Below are 16,347 nucleotides of genomic sequence, written 5' to 3'. Positions count from 1 at the left end.
GCTTCAGTCGACGATCCGCAGGCCCTTCGGGATCTCGGTGAGGATGCGCGGGGCGCCGTCTGTGACGACCACCAGGTCCTCGATGCGGATGCCGAGCTCGCCGGGGATGTAGACGCCGGGCTCGACCGTGACCACGCTTCCGGCGCGCAGCGTGTCCTCGGAGCGGGCCGAGAGGCCGGGGGCTTCGTGGATCTCGAGGCCGACCCCGTGCCCCAGCCCATGGCCGTAGTGGCCCTCATGGCCGGCGCCGTAGATGATGTCGCGCACCGCCTTGTCGATCGCCTTGCAGTCGCCACCGGCCCGGATCTCATCCAGACCGACCTGCTGGGCGCCGAGCACAAGCTCATAGGCCTCACGCGCCGCCGGCCCCGGCTCGCCGACCGCGACCGTGCGCGTGCAGTCGGAGCAGTAGCCGCGATAGCGGGCCCCCCAGTCGATCACGACCAGCTGCCCCCGTTCGAGCTTCACATCGCGCGGCGTGGCGTGTGGCAGCGCCCCGTGCGGCCCGCCGGCAATGATCGAGTCAAAGCTTGGCGCCTCGGCGCCGCGCAGGCGCATGTCCTGTTCGAGTGAGAGCGCGAGCTCGCGCTCGGTGCGGCCCGCAAGGCCGCCTGCGAGCAGCGTCTCAAAGGCCTGATCGGCGATGCGCGTGGCCGCCACGATCAGCTCGATCTCGGCCTCGTCCTTGACGATCCGCATCTGCTCCACAAGCCCCTTGACAGGCACGAGCTCTACCCGCTCGGGGTAGTGCTCACGCAGCCGTGCAAGCGTGTCGACGCTCACATGTTCTGACTCGAACCCGACCCGCAACGAGCCGTCCGGAAGGAGCTCGGCGGCAGCCTTGGCGAGCTCCTGGTTGACCGTCAGGCGCTCGAACTCGGCGCTGACCTCGTGCTCGGCCTGCTCGGTGTAGCGGAAGTCGGTCAGGAACACGCGCTGCTGCGGACCGATCAGCGCCAGTCCGTTTGAGCCGCTGTAGCCGGTCAGGTAGCGGACGTTGACGAGGTTCGAGACCAGGATCAGGTCCACCCCCGCCTGCTCGAGCTGATCCGCCAGTCGTTGTGCGCGTGTGCTCATCCCGCAAGCTCCTTCTTCAGTATTTGCAGTGCTTCCAGATACCCTTCCGGGCCCTTGCCCGACACGGTCGCGACGCACAGGTCGGATATGACCGACGTTTGCCGCCAGGCCTCTCGCTGTTTGACCGCTGAGAGGTGCACCTCCACAGCCGGCAGGCCCGCGATCTCAAGCGCGTCGTGAATCGCGTAGGCGTAGTGCGTCCAGGCGCCGGGGTTGATGATGATCGCCTCCGCGCTGCCGCGCAGTCCGTGCAGATGCTCGACGAGCGCGCCCTCGTGGTTTGTCTGAAAGAAGCTCGGGGTGAGCCCGAGCGGCCGAGCCCAGGCGTCGATCTGGCGCTCCAGCGCGGGCAGGTCCAGGCGGCCGTAGTGCGCCGGGTCGCGGCGACCGAGCTGGTCGAGGTTGACGCCGTGAATGACCTCGATGCGAGGCGCGGAGACAGCGCTCATCCGACAAGCTCCATGATCGCCGCGCGCAGTTCGGCGGGCGCGACCGGCTGCCCGGTGAGCGCCCGGCCCGGCTCGATGCACAGCGCAAACGGCACCGGGCCCTCCCCCACCCGCTTCTTGTCGCGCGTGGTCGCAAGCAGCACCTGCTCGACATCCACGTCGGCGGCGAGCGTGACCGGCAGCCCCGCCTGCTCGAGCAGCTCCAGCACCTGCTGGCGCAGCGCGTCTGCGCCAGCCAGCCGCAGCTCCGCCAACAGGCCGAGCGCCACCGCCTCACCGTGGCGGTAGCGGGCGTAGCCGGTGACCGTCTCGACCGCGTGGGCGACCGTGTGGCCGACGTTCAAAAGCTGCCGCACACCGGTGTCGAGCTCGTCCTGGGCGACGATCCGCAGCTTCGTCAGCGCACAACCGGCGATCACGTCCGGATCGTCGGGGGCTGCCCCGGCTGCGATCCGTCGCCACAGCCAGCCACCGGCGATCAAACCGGTCTTGACAACCTCGGCGTAGCCGGCGGCAAGCTCCGCGGGCGGCAGCGTGCCAAGCGTCGTGGTGTCGGCGATCACCGCAGCCGGCTGGTGGAAGCTGCCGACATAGTTCTTGCCCTCCGGGATGTCCACGCCCGTCTTGCCGCCGTAGGCGGAGTCAACCTGTGCCACCAGGGTCGTTGGCACCTGAACCACCGGCATCCCCCGCTGGTAGGTGGCGGCGCAGAACCCGGCCAGATCGCCGACCACACCGCCGCCGAGTGCGACCGTCACGTCGGTGCGGGTCACTCCTGTGCGCGCCATCTCGCGCCAGATCACCTCGGCCTGCGTGAGCGTCTTTGACTGCTCGCCTGGCGCGATCCTGACGGCGGTGAGCACCGGCTCAAACAGCGCGCCGTAGTGTGAGGCGGCGTTGCGATCGCTGACGAGCACCCGTCGGCCGGCGATCGTCGCCGGCCAGAAGCGCCGGTCGGTGATCAGGCCGGCGCCGATGTAGGCCGGATAGTCGGCCGAGGCGGTCACCGCCCAGATCAGCTTCGCGCCAGCGGGCATTCCCTCGAGGGCGGCGATCGGCGCGGCGAGCCGCCGCACGTGGCTGGCGGGAACGATTGCGTCGGCCGCCTGTGCGTACTGCTCCTGGCGTTCGGCGTGCAGCGCACGGAAGCGCCGCTCGTCGCGGGCCAGCGGCCGCGTGGGCGACCGTGCCACCCGTCGCCAGGCCTCGTCCGCATCGACATCAAGCCACACGACGCGCGCGGCGGTTAGCGCCGCGCGCGTGCGCCTGGAGGCGAGCGCGCCGCCGCCGAGCGCGACCGCCTGCACCGAGGGGTCCGCGAGCAACTCGAGGGTCACGCGCTCCTCCAGGTCGCGGAAGGCGCCCTCACCGTCTGCGGCGAAGATCTCGGCGACGGTGCGCTGCTCACGCGACTCGATCAGCTCGTCGACATCCACGCCGCCCAGCGCCTTCACCGCCGTGGTTTTGCCGGCGCCCATGTGGCCGACCAGCACGATCTTCATGGCTTCGGGTTCGGTGCCCTGGCCGCTCACCGCTGCCGACCGAGCCGCTGCTCGTAGGCGGCCACCGCCTGCCTGACGTCGTCGATGTGGTCGCCGCCGAACTTGCGCCGGTAGGCGTCGGCCAGCACGAACGCGACCATCGCCTCCCCCACCACCCCGGCGGCTGGCACGGTGCACGAGTCGGTGCGCTCGCGTAACGCCTGCGCCGGCTCGTGGGTGGCGATGTCGACCGAGCGCAGCGGCTTGGTGAGCGTCGGCAGTGGCTTCATGAATCCGCGGACGACAACCGGATCGCCGTTGGTGATGCCGCCCTCGATGCCCCCTGAGTGGTTGGTCTGGCGGTAGTAGCCGCGCTCAGGGCTGTGGAAGATCTCATCATGCGCGAGCGAGCCCGGCAGGCCGGCGACCTCGATCCCATCGCCGATCGACACGGCCTTCATCGCCTGGATGGAGAGGATCGCCATCGCAAGGCGCCCATCGAGCCGCTCTTCCCAGGAGACGTGCGAGCCGAGTCCCGGCAAAACGCCAAAGGCGCGCACCTCGAACATGCCGCCGAGCGACTCGTTCTGTTTGCGCAGCCGGTTGATCTCAGCGACCATCGCGGCGCTTGCGTCCGGATCAAGGCAGCGCACCGGTGACTCGTCCACCGTGGCGAAGTCCGCGGGTGTGAGCGGCTCGCGGCGCGGGGCGCTCACCGAGGTGATCTGCAGCACGTGCGAGTAGACCTCGACACCCAGCGCGCGCAGAAACTCCTTGGCGAGGGCGCCGCCGGCGACGCGCGCCGCCGTCTCACGGGCGCTCGCCCTTTCGAGAACGTCGCGCACGTCGCTCAGGCCGTACTTCTGGGTCCCGACCAGGTCGGCGTGACCGGGGCGCGGGAGATGCACCTCCGGGACCTCCGCGTCAACCGGCCAGGGGTTCATCCGCTCCTCCCAGTTGGCGTAGTCGCGGTTGTGAACCTGGATTGCGATCGGCCCGCCGAGCGTGCGCCCGTGCCTGACACCGGCGGTCACATCGGCGCGGTCGCTTTCGATCTTCATGCGCCCACCCCGACCGTGACCGAGCTGGCGGCGAGCGAGGTCACGGTCCAGCGCCTCACGCTCGAGCTGCAGGCCGGCCGGCAGCCCTTCGACGATGCATGTCAGTCCCGGACCGTGCGATTCGCCGGCTGTGATCAGCTTCAACATAGGCAAGCTAGGTTACGGGCTCCGGCGCGGACAGGCGCCTCAGCCGCCTGGCGCGCTCACGTGCCGGGGACGCGCCCGCTGAGGGCCTGACCGACAACCACGGCGAAGGCGCCACCCAGCGCCAGGAAGGGGCCGAGCGGAATGGCCGTGCGAGCGCCAGCGCGCAGACCGCGCCTGGCGAGCACGCCGAGGCTGAAGATCGCACTGGCAATCAGGCCCACGACCATCGCCAACAGCACGTAGCCCCCGAGGTAGAGGCCCATGACCAGCCCGAGCTTGGCGTCGCCCATTCCCAGGCCCCCGCGCGTGAGCAGCGCAAACACGGTCAGGAACACGCCGGTCACAAGCCCTGAGAGGATCTGGGACGGCACACCGGCGGGGTGCAGCGCGAGCCCGATCAAAAGCGCCAGGATTCCGGCGGGAAGGGTCACGCGGTTTGGGATGCGCCGCTCCTCGAGATCTGAGACGGTGACGCTTGCAAGCACCGCGAGCAGCACCAGGCCAAGCGCCCGCTGGGCGGTCGTGTGCGGAACGACGAGCTCGGCGGCCCACAGTCCGAGCAGCGCCACCGCCACGACGATGCGCAGCGGCTGACTGCGCCCCAAGCCGCGCGCCCTGGGTTCAGATCCCTGCTGCTCGGGCGTGCTCACAGCGTCTCAGCGATTCGCCAGCGCAACTCGTGCTCGCGCCTCAATCGGCTGGCGCAGACCGGATCTGCTCGCCGGTCTGGGCGTCACGCCCCGGGTGAAAGCGTCCGTCGCCACCACACCACGGGCAGCTCACCTGGTGCGGGCTACCGCCCTTGCCGGAGATCACCTTGCCGGTGCCGCGACACGGGGTGCATGTCTGCCGGTCGTACTCTGCGGCGCCTGTGCTCACGGAGCCGAGCATATAGCGACCGCCGCCCGCATCGCAGCCAGAGCCCTGCCGGCGTCGGCGCCGGTGAACAGCTCGAAGCTGAGCGCCCCCTGCCTGATCAACAGCTCAAGGCCGTCCACGCATCGGCGCGAGGCCGCGGCGGCAGCGCTTGCAAGCGGTGTGCCGCCGGGCCGGTAGACGTAGTCGACCACCACCTCCCAGTCCGCGACCGCCGCGGCGCTCAGGCCAAGCGCCGCCAGCTGGTCGCCGCCGTCGAGCCCGGCCGCCGTGCAGTTGATGAGGATCTCGCCCCCTGAGGGCACGGTCGCCAGCACGCTTGCTCCGAACGTCCGCACCAGCTCGCTGGTTCGGGAGCGCGTGCGGTTCCAAACCGACACCTCAGCGGCACCCGCCTGCGTGAGCGCCCAGACCGCCGTCCGTGCGGTTCCGCCGGCGCCGAGCACCACAACGCTTGCACCACGCAGCTCGACACGGGCCGCGAGCGCTGCGATCAGCGCCGGGGCGTCGGTGTTCTCGGCCTGCAGCGAGCCGTCCGGCGCAAACAGGAGCGCGTTGGCGGCGCCGCTCCCGGCCGCGCTGGCGCTGGCACTGTCGGCCAGCGCAAGCGCGGCCGGCTTGTGGGGGATCGTCACGTTCACGCCACGGAAGCCGGTGCGCCCGAGTACGGGCAGCGTCTGTGAAAACAGCCCTGGAGGCACCGGCAGAAGCTGGTAGCGCCAGCTCTCGCCGAGGCCCGCGTCTCTCAGGGCCGCGTTCTGGATCAGCGGCGAGAGGCTGTGTGCGACGGGCCATCCGACCACCCCGAGCCGCCGCAGCGCAGCGCTCCGGGGTGAGGTGAGGGGCTGCTCGCTCATGGGCGCCCGCCGCTGCAGAACTCGGCGCTGCCATGGTTTAGCGCAGCCAGTGCGAGCGCGCGATCCCACGCCCGTGACCAGGAGAGAAACTGCTGGTAGCTCGCGGTGAACCGCAGGGCGCCGTTGCCGCACACCCGGTCGATGAAGTACAGAGCGTCGGTGTGGGCCGGGTGCGCGGCCGCCTGGATCGCGGCCATGTCGGGGCTGTCGATCGGGGTCGGTGGCAGCCCGTGGTGGACCAGCGTGTTGTAGGGCGAGCGCGATTGCAGGTCGCGTTCGGTGAGCGTGCCGTAGTTGCCGGTCGCGTAGGCGACCGTGGAGTCGAGTCCCAGCCTCATCCCCAACCGCAGGCGGTTGTAGATGACCGCGGCGGCGCGCGGGAGATCACCGGGCAGCATCGCCTCCTCGGAGACCAGAGATGCGATCTTCAGCACGTCGTAGGGGGTCAGGCCGTGCGCGCTCGCGTAGCTGAAGTTCACCTTCGCGAACTCCTGCCGGAAGCGTTCGAGCTGGTCTGCGACCAGCGCCGAGACCTTCACCGGCTTGCGCAGCTCGTAGGTGTCAGGCCAGAGGAAGCCCTCGAGCGTCGGCACGTGGGCGGGAGCTCCGTAGGCGGCGGGGTCGAGCAGCGGCGAGCGCAGGGTGGCTCGAAGATAATTCCCGCGCACCCCCGCGGCGTGCAGCTGCGCCTGCGCCTGCCGGCGTGAGCGTCCGGGGATGATCGTGAGCGCCACGCTCGGCGGCAGACCCGGCTCTGTGAGCAGCAGCGTCAGCGCCGCGCCGTAGCCCATACCGCGGTGCAGCACGAAGTAGCCGGCACGCAGTCGGGAACGGTCGCCGGCAAGCCCAACCCGCAGCGCGAAGAAGAAGCTGCTCGAGACGACGCCGCGACGTACCAGCAGCGAGCCGATCTGACTGACCCCGGCACCAGCCGGGATCCGCACAACGACCCGGCCGTGGCCCTCCCCCCCGCCGAAGGGCTGAAACAGCGAAACGGCAAACCACACCACGGCGATCACCGCCACGACGCCCGCCAGCGCGAGTGCACGGCGGAGGGCGAAGACCCTAGTGGCGAGCATGCTGCTCCAGCCAGCCTGACAGCAGGTGCGCGGCCGCGCGGGAGTCCTCGCTCGAGCGCGGTGAAGCGCCACCGGCGCTGAGATCGCGCCGCGCGAGCGCCGTCGTGAAGCGCTCGTCGTAGAGCTCGACAGGTATGCCGTCAAGCCCCCGCGCGAGGCCCGCCGCGAAGCGCCGGGCCTCGCGCGTCTGCGCCGAATCCGCACCCGACAGGCTGAGCGGCAGCCCGACGATGACGCGCTCGACCCCGAGCTCGCTCACCAGCGCAATCAGCCGCCGGCGCCCGTCGCGCGCGGCGGGTCTCAGCACCGGCTCAAGCGGGGTGGCGAGCACGCCTGTCGGGTCGCTGACCGCAACCCCGCAGCGCGCGCTGCCGTAGTCCAAAGCCAGCACGCGCACCGCTACTGCGCAAGCGCTGAGATGATCGCGGCCGCCGCCGCGTCGACGGCCTCGGGCAGGCGCGCGACCTCGCGGCCGCCGGCACGTGCGGCGCCAGGACGGCCGCCACCGCCACCGCCGAGCAGCTCCGCGCCAGCGCGCACAGCGCTGCCGGCGTTGGCGCCGCGCTCGATCAGCGCCGGCGCGACGCAGGCGACGATCTCGGCCTTCTCACCGGCGACGGCACCGAGGACGACGGCGCCGTCGCCGAGCTTTGCGCGCAGCCTGTCGGCCAGGTCAAGGAGCTCCTGGCCGGTCGGCCCTTCAACGACGCTCGCAAGCAGCTTCACCGGCGGCTGCCCCCCAGCCTCCCGCGCCGCCCCAAGCAGCGCCTCCTCATCAAGCGCCGCGCCCGCCCGTCCGCCGGCCTGCAGCTCACGCTCAAGCTCACGGACGCGCTCCCTGAGCGCCTGCAGCGCGTCCGGCACGGCGGGCGGCATGACCCGCAGCATCGCGGCCGCATCCTCGAGCAGCCGCTCGTGCGCTCGCAGCGACGCCAGCGCAACCGGGCCGGTGATCGCCTCGATGCGCCTGACGTTGGCAGCGCTGGAGGTCTCCGCCAGCAGCTTGAAGATGCCGATCTCCGCCGTGCAGCGGACGTGCGTGCCGCCGCAGAGCTCGCGTGAGACAACCGTGTCTGTGGTGCCCGGCTCGCCGACCTCGACCATGCGCACCACCTCGCCGTACTTCTCGCCGAAGAGGGCCATCGCGCCCATCGCCCGCGCCTGCTCGAGCGTCGTGGTCAGCGCCCTGACCGGTAGCGCCTGCACGATCAGGTCGTTGACCCGCGCCTCGAGCGCCTGCACGTCCTCGGTGCTCAGGGCGCCGTTGTGGGTGAAGTCAAAGCGCAGCTTGTCCGGCCCGACATAGGAGCCCGCCTGGTGGACATGGTTGCCGAGGCGCTCGCGCAGGGCCGCGTGCAGCAGGTGCGTGGCGGTGTGGTTGCACGCGGCGGCGTGGCGGGCCGCCCGGTCAACGCGGGCGTGCACGCGCTCCCCGGGCCGCAGTGTGCCGCGCTTCACGCGCAGCGCCAGGACCTGGTCGTCACCGAGCCGCAGCACATCCTCGACCGCGGCCAGGCAGTCACCAATGTCGCATTCGATGTAACCCTGGTCGTGCACCTGACCGCCGCCGGTCGCATAGAACGGCGACTCCACCAGCTTGACGAGCAGCGGCCCATCACCGTCTTTCCCGTCGGCATCCGCGAGCGCGACGGCGCCGACGGTCGTTGTCACGGCGGTCGTCTCGTAGCCCTTGAACTCGGTCTGAAAGCCGGCCTGGGCGACCAGCTCGCCCGCCTGCTCGCGCAGCCCGCCGGCGACGGGGTTACGGGCGCCGCTGGCCCGCGACTGGCGGCGCTGCTCCTCCATGAGCGCCTCAAACCCCTGCTCATCGACCCCCAGCCCGTGCTCTGCGACCAGCTCGAGCGTCAGGTCGATCGGAAACCCGTGCGTGTCGTGCAGCCGGAAGGCGTCGGCGGCGGAGATGCCCTCGTCGCCGCGCTCACGCGCCCGCTCGATCAGCTCCTCGAGCAGCCTGCCGCCCTCCTTGAGCGTGCGCCCGAAGCTCTCCTCCTCGGAGGCCAGCCAGCGTGAGACCGACTCGCGGCCGCGCACCAGCTGGCTGTACTCGTGTCCCATCAGCTCGGTCACCACGGTCTGGTAGCGCCCCATGAAGCCTGGTTCGAGCCCCAGGGTCCGGGAGCCCTGCAGGATCGCCCGGCGCGTGATGCGCCGCAGCACGTAGCCACGCTCCTCGTTGGAGGGCACCACCCCGTCGGCGATCAGAAAGGTTGCGGCGCGGGCATGGTCGGCGAGGATCCGCAGGGCACGGTCTGTGGCGAAGCTCTCGCCGTAGCGGACGCCTGAGAGCTCCTCGCCCAGCGCGATCAGCGGAGCGAACTGGTCGGTCTCAAAGACCGTCTCCTTGCCCTGCTTGATCGCGGCCATGCGGTTCAGGCCCATGCCCGTGTCAATGTTGCGCTTCGGCAGGGGCGCCAGGCTGTTTTGCGGGTTCTGGTCGTACTGCATGAACACGAGATTCCAGAACTCCAGAAAGCGCTCGTTCTCGCCGCCGGGCAGATCATCGGGCTTGCCGCGCTCCACCCCCAGATCCAGGTACAGCTCGGAGTCGGGACCGCAGGGCCCGGTCGGGCCGGACTCCCAGAAGTTCTCCGAGCGCGGGCATTCGACGATCCGCTCACGCGGCATGCCGACCTCGAGCCACAGGTCTATCGCCTCCTGGTCGGGGCCGACGCCGAGCTGCTCGTCGCCGCCGAACACCGTCACCCAGATGTCCTGCTCGCGCAGCCCGAAGCCGTTGCGCGAGAGGTCCCAGGCGAAGCGGATCGCCTCGCGTTTGAAATAGTCGCCGAAGCTGAAGTTGCCGAGCATCTCGAACATCGTCAGATGCCTGGCGGTCATCCCGACGTTCTCGATGTCAACGGTGCGAAACGACGGCTGGCAGGTCGTCAGGCGGCTCGCCGGCGGCTGCTCTGAGCCGGCGAAGTACGCCTTCAGCGGGTGCATGCCGGCGACGATGAACAGCGCCGAGGGATCATTTGCCGGCGGGATCAGCGATGCGCCGCGCTGCGCAAGGTGCCCGTGCTCCTCGAAGAACTGCCTGAAGGTGTCGCGGATCTCGTCTGAGGTCATCGCCATGGCGGGGCTTCAGTGTAGGCGCAGCTATATGATCGGCGCGTGGTCGAACTGACGCTCGTCGGCGGGCCGACGGCGCTGATCCGCTACGGCGGCCTGCGCTGGCTGACCGACCCCACCCTCTCGCCACCGGGCGAGTACGACGGCCTGGTCAAGACCACCGGACCGGCGCTATCCGCAGACCAGCTGCTGCCGATCGACGTCGTGTTGCTCTCACACGACCACCACGCCGACAACCTCGACCCCGGCGGCCGTGAGCTGCTCAAGAGCGCCGGGCGGGTGCTGACCACCGGCGCGGGCGCGCGGCGCCTCGACGCGGGCGCGACTGGCCTTGCGCCGTGGGATGAGCTTCAGCTCGGCGGCGTGAGTGTGACGGCCGTGCCGGCGCTGCACGGCCCGCCCGGCTCTGAGACGGTCACCGGGCCGGTGATCGGCTTCGTGCTCGCGGCGCCCGACGAGGGAAAGCTCTATGTCTCCGGCGACAACGCGTCGTTGGACGTCGTGACGCAGATCGCAGAGCGCCTGGGACCGATCGACGTCGCGGTCCTGTTCGTCGGCGCCGTCCAGATCGCGCAGCGCTTCGACGGCGCCTTTTTGACCCTGTCGAGCGAGCGTGCCGCGATCGCCACCGAGCTGCTCGGGGCACGCACGGTGATCCCGGTGCACTTCGAGGGCTGGACGCACTTCACGCAGGGCCTCGACCAGGTCCGCTCAGCGTTTTCAGGCTACGGCCTGAGCGACCGGCTGCTCGCCGCCGAGCGCGGTCAGACGCTCAGCGCGTGATCGTCCCCCAGCCGACGATCAGCTCGCCGTCCATCAGACACGCCAGCTGGCCGGGCGCCGCGCCCGCGACCGGCTCTGAGAGCTCCAGAACCAGCTGGCGGTGGTGCCCGGCGCCCGCCTCGCCGCTCACGCGCGCCGCAAGGGCGCTTGAGCGGTAGCGGAGCTTGACGCGATTGACGCGGGCGCCGTCACGGTGCAGCCGGGCGCCGCGCACCGTCACGCGGTCGGCCAGCAGCTGCTCATGTGGGCCGACCGTCACCCGGTTTGCGCCGGCGTCCTTGCCGAGCACGTAAAGCGGCTGTGGCGAGCGTACGTGCAAGCCGCGGCGCTGGCCGACGGTGTAGAGCTCGTGTCCGGCGTGCGTGCCGATCACCTCACCGTCTGGCCCGACAACCTCACCCTCCCGGGGCGTGAGGCCGCCGTGGCGCTCAAGGAATCGTGCGCGTGTGGTCCCCGCCAGAAAACACAGATCCTGGGAGTCCTGCTTGGCCGCGACCGGCAACCCCGCCGCGGCGGCCAGCTCGCGCACCTCGCGCTTCTCGTAGTCGCCGAGCGGGAAGCGCATGCGCGCAAGCGACTGCGGCGCGAGCGCCGCGAGCATGTAGGTCTGGTCCTTGGCCTGGTCGGCGGCCGCCCGCAGCAGGCCATCACTGACACGCGCGTAGTGGCCGGTCGCAAGCGTCTCGCAGCCCAACCGTGTGGCCAGCTCGAGCATCGCGTCAAGGCGCACGTGCCCGTTGCAGCCCACGCACGGGTTGGGCGTCTCCCCGGCCGCGTAGCCGGAGATGAACGGCTCAACCACCCCGGCCCGGAACTCGTCGCGCAGATCCAGGGTGAAGTGAGGCAGGCCGAGCGAGTGCGCGAGCGCGCGTGCCTGCGAGACCGCGCTCGAGGAGCAGCAGCTCTTCTCAGCGTCACCCTCGGCATCCGACCAGAGCTCGAGGGTCACCGCGACCGCCTCGCCCTCACGCGCGCACAGGAGCGCCGCGACGCTCGAGTCAACGCCGCCCGACATGGCCACGAGCGTCCTTGTAGCGCCCGGCCCAGCGGGGCCGGGCAGCGAACCGCTGGCGCGTGCTGCGGCTCCGAGCGCGCGGGCCAGCGCGTCGGCGGCGACCGCGGCGGCGTGGCGCTTGGCGGTGCTGAGGCCGCCGAGCTCGGCGTCGATCTCCGCCGCCCCGACCCGCGCGGCCTGAAGCAGCGTCGCTCCGCGCACGAGCGTCACGGCCGCCGAGCCGGCGGCGTGCGAGGCGCCGCAGCCCCGGGCGCTGAAGCCCGCGTCGGTGACGCGCACACCGTCGGTCTGCACGGAGAAGGTGACCTCGTCGCAGCACTCGCCGCCACCGAAGCGCACGGTGAAGGCGCGCTCCGGTATGTGACCCTCGCCCTGGGGCGAGGTCAGGTGGTGCTCGAAGGCCTCCATCACGTCTTCAGGATATGTGACGCCGCGCGAGCTCCCGGTGCAGGTCGGCGGCCACCAGGCCCGCCTCGCGCAGCACCTGGTGGTGGGTGTAGCGCACCACGTCCACCCCGTGTGCGCGCAGCTCAAGCGCCCGCCGCTGGTCGCGGTTGCGCTGCGCGGCGCTCGCATGGTTGGCCGCGCCGTCAAGCTCGACGACCAGCGCGGCGGCCGGCCAGTGGGCGTCGACCTCGATGCCATGCACGCACACGTTGACCTCGGGCAGCGGGATGCCGTGCCGGGCGCAGAGGTGCAGGAACTCGTCCTCGAGCTCGCTGCGTGTGAGCGCGAGCGCCGGGATGTAGCTGGCGAGCGCGTCGCGCAGGGCGACGCTCCCGCGCCTGCCGTGACCACAGGCTGCCCGGATAGCGTCGGCGTTCAGCCCGCGCTCGTAGTCGAGCTGCGCGAGCGCGCGGTGCAGGAGCCGGGGCGGCTCGCTCGCCGCCAGATCGAGCAGCGTCTGTGTGACCGTCGTGCAGGGGATGCCGTCCACGAGCTCGCGTTGCAGCTCACGGCAGCCGTGAAGGATGGCGCCGGGCACCCGCGTGCGGATCTGCCTGGGCGTGCTGACGTGGGTCTCCCGGGCCGGGTAGCGCAGCCAGCCTCGCCAGTGCGCGCCCGTGGCGTGACTGAGCGCGGCTTCCGGGCCAGCGAAGAGGATCAGCGAGAAGAGGTGAGCGCGCTCGTCGCAGGCGACGTGGCCGACCGCGTAGACACGCGGCAGGACGGGAGTCAGGTAGCCGCTCTGCACCCAGCGGCGGATCGTCGCGGGTGCCGCGCCGAGGCTCCGAAGCTGCGCCCATGTGACGCGTCCGAATTGCCTGCCCGCGAGCGTGGCGACGCGAACTCTTTGCGTACGGTGTCCGTTTTGCGAAGCGTACGCAAAAGGTTCGTGAGCGGGCATGCCGTACAGCTTGCCCGCGCGCCGCTTGCGCGCGGGCAGATTGGCACGCTTGCGTTACACGTTCAGCGCAATCTGAGACCCAGCTCGCGCAGCTGGATGTCATCCACCGGTGCGGGCGCGCCGGTGAGCGGATCAGCGCCGCTGGTGGCCTTCGGGAAGGCGATCACCTCACGGATGTTCTCTCGGCCGGCGATCAGCGCGACGATGCGATCGACTCCGGGCGCGATGCCGCCGTGCGGCGGCGCGCCATACCTGAGCGCGTCGAGCAGGAAGCCGAAGCGCGCCTGCGCCTCCTGCTCGTCGAGGCCGATGATCTCAAAGACGCGCTGCTGGATCTCGCGGCGGTTGATGCGGATCGAGCCGCCGCCGATCTCAAAGCCGTCGAGCACGATGTCGTAGGAGTCAGACAGCAGCGTGGCCGGGTCGCTCAGGTCATCGCCGATCGGTGCCGTGAAGGGGTGGTGCTCTGCGGTCCAGCCGCCCTCCCCGTCGGGGGCGAACATCGGGAAGCGCACGACCCAGTGGATGTCGTGTGCGCCCGGCGGGACGAGCGCGAAGCGGCGTGAGAGCTCGAGCCGCAGCGCCCCGAGCACGGTGCGCGCGGTGCCGGCCGTGTCGGCCACCACAAACAGCGCGTCGCCGGCCTTTGCCGAGAGCGCCGCTTTGATCGCGTCAATCTCAGCCTGGGAGAGGAACTTCGCGATCGGCGAGCGCAGCGAGCCGTCCTCCTGCACGAAAGCCCAGACCAGGCCGCGGGCGCCGTGGCCCTTGGCGAACTCGGTGAGCACGTCGAGGTCGGAGCGGGGCAGCTCGCGCGGGCCGGCGTTGAGACCCAGGACGGCGCCCGAAGCTGCGGCGAGGGCGCCGGCGAACACCTGAAAGCCGGAGTCGCGCACGGCCTCTGAGAGATCCGTGAGCTCAAGGCCGAAGCGGCGGTCGGGACGGTCTGAGCCGAAGCGGCGCATGGCCTCCTCGTGGGTGATCCGATCCCATGGTGGGGCCGGCACGGTGAAGCCCTCGCGCTCGAACACGGCGCCCAGCACCGCCTCGGTCAGCTCGATCACCTGCTCGCTCGTGATGAACGCCATCTCGACGTCGAGCTGGGTGAACTCGGGCATGCGGTCGGCGCGCGAGTCCTCATCGCGGAAGCAGCGCACGATCTGGTAGTAGCGCTCCATGCCGCCGACCATCAGAAGCTGCTTGAACAGCTGTGGGGATTGCGGCAGCGCGTAGAAGGAGCCGGGTTGCGTGCGGGCGGGGACGAGGAAGTCGCGGGCGCCCTCGGGTGTCGAGCGGGTCAAGAACGGGGTCTCGATCTCCAGGAAGTCGCGCTCGTCAAGCACGCGGCGCATCGTCTGCACGACCCGGTGGCGGAGCGCGAGCGCCTCCTGCATGGGTGCGCGGCGCAGGTCAAGCGCGCGGTGGCGCAGGCGCAGGTTCTCATCGACCGGACCGTCGTCGTCGACCGGGAAGGGTGGTGTGTCGGCGTCGGCCAGCAGCGTGATTTCTGAGACGTCCAGCTCGATCTCGCCGGTCACGAGGTTGGGGTTGACGTTCTCGGGCTCGCGCGCGACGACCAGGCCGAAGACGGTGATCACGTCCTCGGAACGCAGGCCGTGGGCAACCGCGTGGGCTTCCGGGGCCGACTCGGGGTGAAAGACCAGCTGCACCAGGCCGGAGCGGTCACGCAGGTCGATGAAGATCAGGCCGCCGTGGTCGCGGCGCCGGTGCACCCAGCCGGCGACCCGCGCACTCGAGCCGGTGCGCTCGGCCGTGAGCTCCGCCGCCCAGGCGTCGCGGTAGTGGTTCGCCGCCGGTGAGAGCCGCATCTACAGGCGGCTCCCGCGCAAGATCGCGGCGACCACGGCGCCGCCTGCAAGCTCGTGCTGCTGGCCACCGGTCATGTCCCGCAATTGCGCTGTGTCAGCGTCGTTCACGATTGCAACGTAGCGGGCCTTGAGGCGATCCGCGTGCTTGAGCGCGCTCTTGAGCGAGCGGCCGGTCAGCTCGAGCTGCGCGGCCAGGCCGGCGCGGCGCGCTTCGCGCGCGATCTCAAAGGCCACCGCGCGGGCGGGGCGCGAGTCGCGCTCGGCGACCGTGACGAGCAGGTCGACCAGCTCCGCGGCCGCCGGCATCACCGGCGCCGCCAGCAGGATCCGCTCCACCCCGGCCGCCCAGCCGATCCCGGGCGTGGCCTGGCCGCCGAGCTGCTCGATCAGGCGGTCGTAGCGGCCACCGCCGCCGACCCCCGACTGAGCGCCGAGCGCGTCGCTGGTGAACTCAAAGAGGGTGCGGGTGTAGTAGTCAAGGCCGCGCACGAGCGTCGGGTCGATCTCGTAGCGCACCCCGGCGGCGTCAAGCAGCGCCCGCACGCCGGCGAAGTGCTCGGCGTCCTCGGGAGCGAGGCGCTCAATCAGCTTGGGCGCGCCGGCCATCACCGCCCGGGTGCCTGGGTCGTTTGAGTCAAACGCGCGCATCGGGTTCAGCTCGATCCGTGAGCGCACCTCCGGAGCCAGCTCGTCGGCGTGCGCGCGCAGGTACTCGGAGAGCTCGGCGCGGTAGGCGCCGCGCGTCTCCGGCTGGCCCAGGGAGGCCAGGCGCAGCCTTGTGCCGCTCACGCCCATCTCCTCGAGCAGCTCCAAAAGCAGCACGATCAACTCGGCGTCGGCCTCCGGCCCGGCGGCGCCGATCACCTCCGCCCCCACCTGCCAGAACTGCCGGTAGCGGCCGCGCTGCGGGTTCTCGGCCCGGAAGAACGAGGACAGGTACCAGAGCTTCACCGGCGCCGGGAGCTTGTGCATGCCGTGCTCGATGTAGGCGCGGCAGACGGGGGCGGTGCCCTCCGGGCGCAGGGTCAGCGAGCGCCCGCCGCCGTCGTCGAAGCTGTACATCTCCTTCTGGACGATGTCGGTCGCCTCGCCCACCCCGCGCGCGAACAGCTCGGTCGCCTCGAACGCGGGCGTCTCGATGCGGCTGTAGCCGGCGGCGCCGAGGATCCGCTGCGCGTGGGTCTCAAGCAGCCGCCGTGCGGGCTGGTCGGCGGGCAGTACGTCATAGGTTCCCTTCGGCGCCTGGATCATC

Annotated in this window: 15 protein-coding genes; 1 reads left to right on the top strand and 14 read right to left on the bottom strand. The window is 71.0% G+C overall.

What is annotated here, in order from left to right:
- Positions 1–3: 3 nt before the first annotated feature.
- From M3M54_RS03420 to alaS, 10 genes are read right to left on the bottom strand one after another with little or no spacing between them, the layout of a single operon-like run.
- Positions 4–1,077: a Xaa-Pro peptidase family protein gene (locus M3M54_RS03420; protein WP_249020782.1), complete on the bottom strand. Its 1,074-nt coding sequence runs from the start codon at positions 1,075–1,077 to the stop codon at positions 4–6.
- Complete coding sequence (locus M3M54_RS03415) at positions 1,074–1,526, bottom strand: type II 3-dehydroquinate dehydratase (protein WP_249020781.1); 453 nt, start codon at positions 1,524–1,526, stop codon at positions 1,074–1,076. Before M3M54_RS03415 ends, M3M54_RS03420 begins: the two co-directional genes overlap by 4 nt.
- Positions 1,523–3,058 carry a bifunctional shikimate kinase/3-dehydroquinate synthase gene (locus M3M54_RS03410; RefSeq protein WP_249020780.1) on the bottom strand — a complete coding sequence of 512 codons (1,536 nt, stop codon included), beginning with the start codon at positions 3,056–3,058 and terminating at the stop codon, positions 1,523–1,525. Before M3M54_RS03410 ends, M3M54_RS03415 begins: the two co-directional genes overlap by 4 nt.
- Positions 3,055–4,215: a chorismate synthase gene (aroC, locus tag M3M54_RS03405; protein WP_249020779.1), complete on the bottom strand. Its 1,161-nt coding sequence runs from the start codon at positions 4,213–4,215 to the stop codon at positions 3,055–3,057. The genes M3M54_RS03410 and aroC overlap by 4 nt, the downstream gene beginning before the upstream one ends.
- Positions 4,216–4,271: 56 nt before the next feature.
- Complete coding sequence (locus M3M54_RS03400) at positions 4,272–4,865, bottom strand: A24 family peptidase (protein ID WP_249020778.1); 594 nt, start codon at positions 4,863–4,865, stop codon at positions 4,272–4,274.
- 40 nt (positions 4,866–4,905) lie between these two features.
- Positions 4,906–5,094: a hypothetical protein gene (locus M3M54_RS03395; RefSeq protein ID WP_249020777.1), complete on the bottom strand. Its 189-nt coding sequence runs from the start codon at positions 5,092–5,094 to the stop codon at positions 4,906–4,908.
- Positions 5,091–5,948, bottom strand: a complete 858-nt coding sequence (locus M3M54_RS03390) for a shikimate dehydrogenase (RefSeq protein ID WP_249020776.1) — start codon at positions 5,946–5,948, stop codon at positions 5,091–5,093. The genes M3M54_RS03395 and M3M54_RS03390 overlap by 4 nt, the downstream gene beginning before the upstream one ends.
- Positions 5,945–7,027, bottom strand: coding sequence for an endolytic transglycosylase MltG (gene mltG / locus M3M54_RS03385; protein ID WP_249020775.1), 1,083 nt, complete (start codon positions 7,025–7,027; stop codon positions 5,945–5,947). The genes M3M54_RS03390 and mltG overlap by 4 nt, the downstream gene beginning before the upstream one ends.
- On the bottom strand, positions 7,014–7,424 hold the full coding sequence (gene ruvX, locus M3M54_RS03380) for a Holliday junction resolvase RuvX (RefSeq protein ID WP_249020774.1): 411 nt from the start codon (positions 7,422–7,424) through the stop codon (positions 7,014–7,016). Before ruvX ends, mltG begins: the two co-directional genes overlap by 14 nt.
- 2 nt (positions 7,425–7,426) lie before the next feature.
- Positions 7,427–10,123 carry an alanine--tRNA ligase gene (gene alaS / locus M3M54_RS03375; protein ID WP_249020773.1) on the bottom strand — a complete coding sequence of 899 codons (2,697 nt, stop codon included), beginning with the start codon at positions 10,121–10,123 and terminating at the stop codon, positions 7,427–7,429.
- Positions 10,124–10,162: 39 nt separating this feature from the next.
- Between alaS and M3M54_RS03370 the strand changes: the two genes are divergently transcribed.
- Positions 10,163–10,903, top strand: coding sequence for an MBL fold metallo-hydrolase (locus M3M54_RS03370; protein WP_249020772.1), 741 nt, complete (start codon positions 10,163–10,165; stop codon positions 10,901–10,903).
- Here M3M54_RS03370 and mnmA read toward each other — a convergent pair.
- The 4 genes from mnmA to hisS all read right to left on the bottom strand — a co-directional run bounded on the left by mnmA (position 10,893) and on the right by hisS (position 16,346).
- Positions 10,893–12,326, bottom strand: a complete 1,434-nt coding sequence (gene mnmA, locus M3M54_RS03365; protein WP_249020771.1) for a tRNA 2-thiouridine(34) synthase MnmA — start codon at positions 12,324–12,326, stop codon at positions 10,893–10,895. The two genes, M3M54_RS03370 and mnmA, sit on opposite strands and share 11 nt — an antisense overlap.
- A 7-nt stretch (positions 12,327–12,333) precedes the next feature.
- Positions 12,334–13,113 carry an endonuclease domain-containing protein gene (locus M3M54_RS03360; RefSeq protein ID WP_249020770.1) on the bottom strand — a complete coding sequence of 260 codons (780 nt, stop codon included), beginning with the start codon at positions 13,111–13,113 and terminating at the stop codon, positions 12,334–12,336.
- A 215-nt stretch (positions 13,114–13,328) separates the two neighbouring features.
- On the bottom strand, positions 13,329–15,095 hold the full coding sequence (gene aspS / locus M3M54_RS03355; protein ID WP_249020769.1) for an aspartate--tRNA ligase: 1,767 nt from the start codon (positions 15,093–15,095) through the stop codon (positions 13,329–13,331).
- Positions 15,096–16,346, bottom strand: a complete 1,251-nt coding sequence (gene hisS, locus M3M54_RS03350) for a histidine--tRNA ligase (RefSeq protein WP_249020768.1) — start codon at positions 16,344–16,346, stop codon at positions 15,096–15,098.
- Between the last annotated feature and the right edge of the window lies 1 nt (position 16,347).

The sequence above is a fragment of the Conexibacter sp. S30A1 genome (assembly GCF_023330665.1).
In the GTDB taxonomy this organism is placed as follows: Bacteria; Actinomycetota; Thermoleophilia; order Solirubrobacterales; family Solirubrobacteraceae; genus Palsa-465.
The sequence above is the reverse complement of the archived record's forward strand: the minus strand, read 5'-3'. Positions and strand labels throughout refer to the sequence as shown.

What these genes read in the sequence shown, in the direction of transcription:
- aspS (WP_249020769.1), bottom strand. Translation starts at nt 15,095, where the DNA reads ATGCGGCTCTCACCGGCGGCGAACCACTACCGCGACGCCTGGGCGGCG.
- M3M54_RS03420 (WP_249020782.1), bottom strand. Translation starts at nt 1,077, where the DNA reads ATGAGCACACGCGCACAACGACTGGCGGATCAGCTCGAGCAGGCGGGG.
- alaS (WP_249020773.1), bottom strand. Translation starts at nt 10,123, where the DNA reads ATGGCGATGACCTCAGACGAGATCCGCGACACCTTCAGGCAGTTCTTC.
- mltG (WP_249020775.1), bottom strand. Translation starts at nt 7,027, where the DNA reads ATGCTCGCCACTAGGGTCTTCGCCCTCCGCCGTGCACTCGCGCTGGCG.
- mnmA (WP_249020771.1), bottom strand. Translation starts at nt 12,326, where the DNA reads ATGGAGGCCTTCGAGCACCACCTGACCTCGCCCCAGGGCGAGGGTCAC.
- M3M54_RS03390 (WP_249020776.1), bottom strand. Translation starts at nt 5,948, where the DNA reads ATGAGCGAGCAGCCCCTCACCTCACCCCGGAGCGCTGCGCTGCGGCGG.
- hisS (WP_249020768.1), bottom strand. Translation starts at nt 16,346, where the DNA reads ATGATCCAGGCGCCGAAGGGAACCTATGACGTACTGCCCGCCGACCAG.
- aroC (WP_249020779.1), bottom strand. Translation starts at nt 4,215, where the DNA reads ATGTTGAAGCTGATCACAGCCGGCGAATCGCACGGTCCGGGACTGACA.
- M3M54_RS03415 (WP_249020781.1), bottom strand. Translation starts at nt 1,526, where the DNA reads ATGAGCGCTGTCTCCGCGCCTCGCATCGAGGTCATTCACGGCGTCAAC.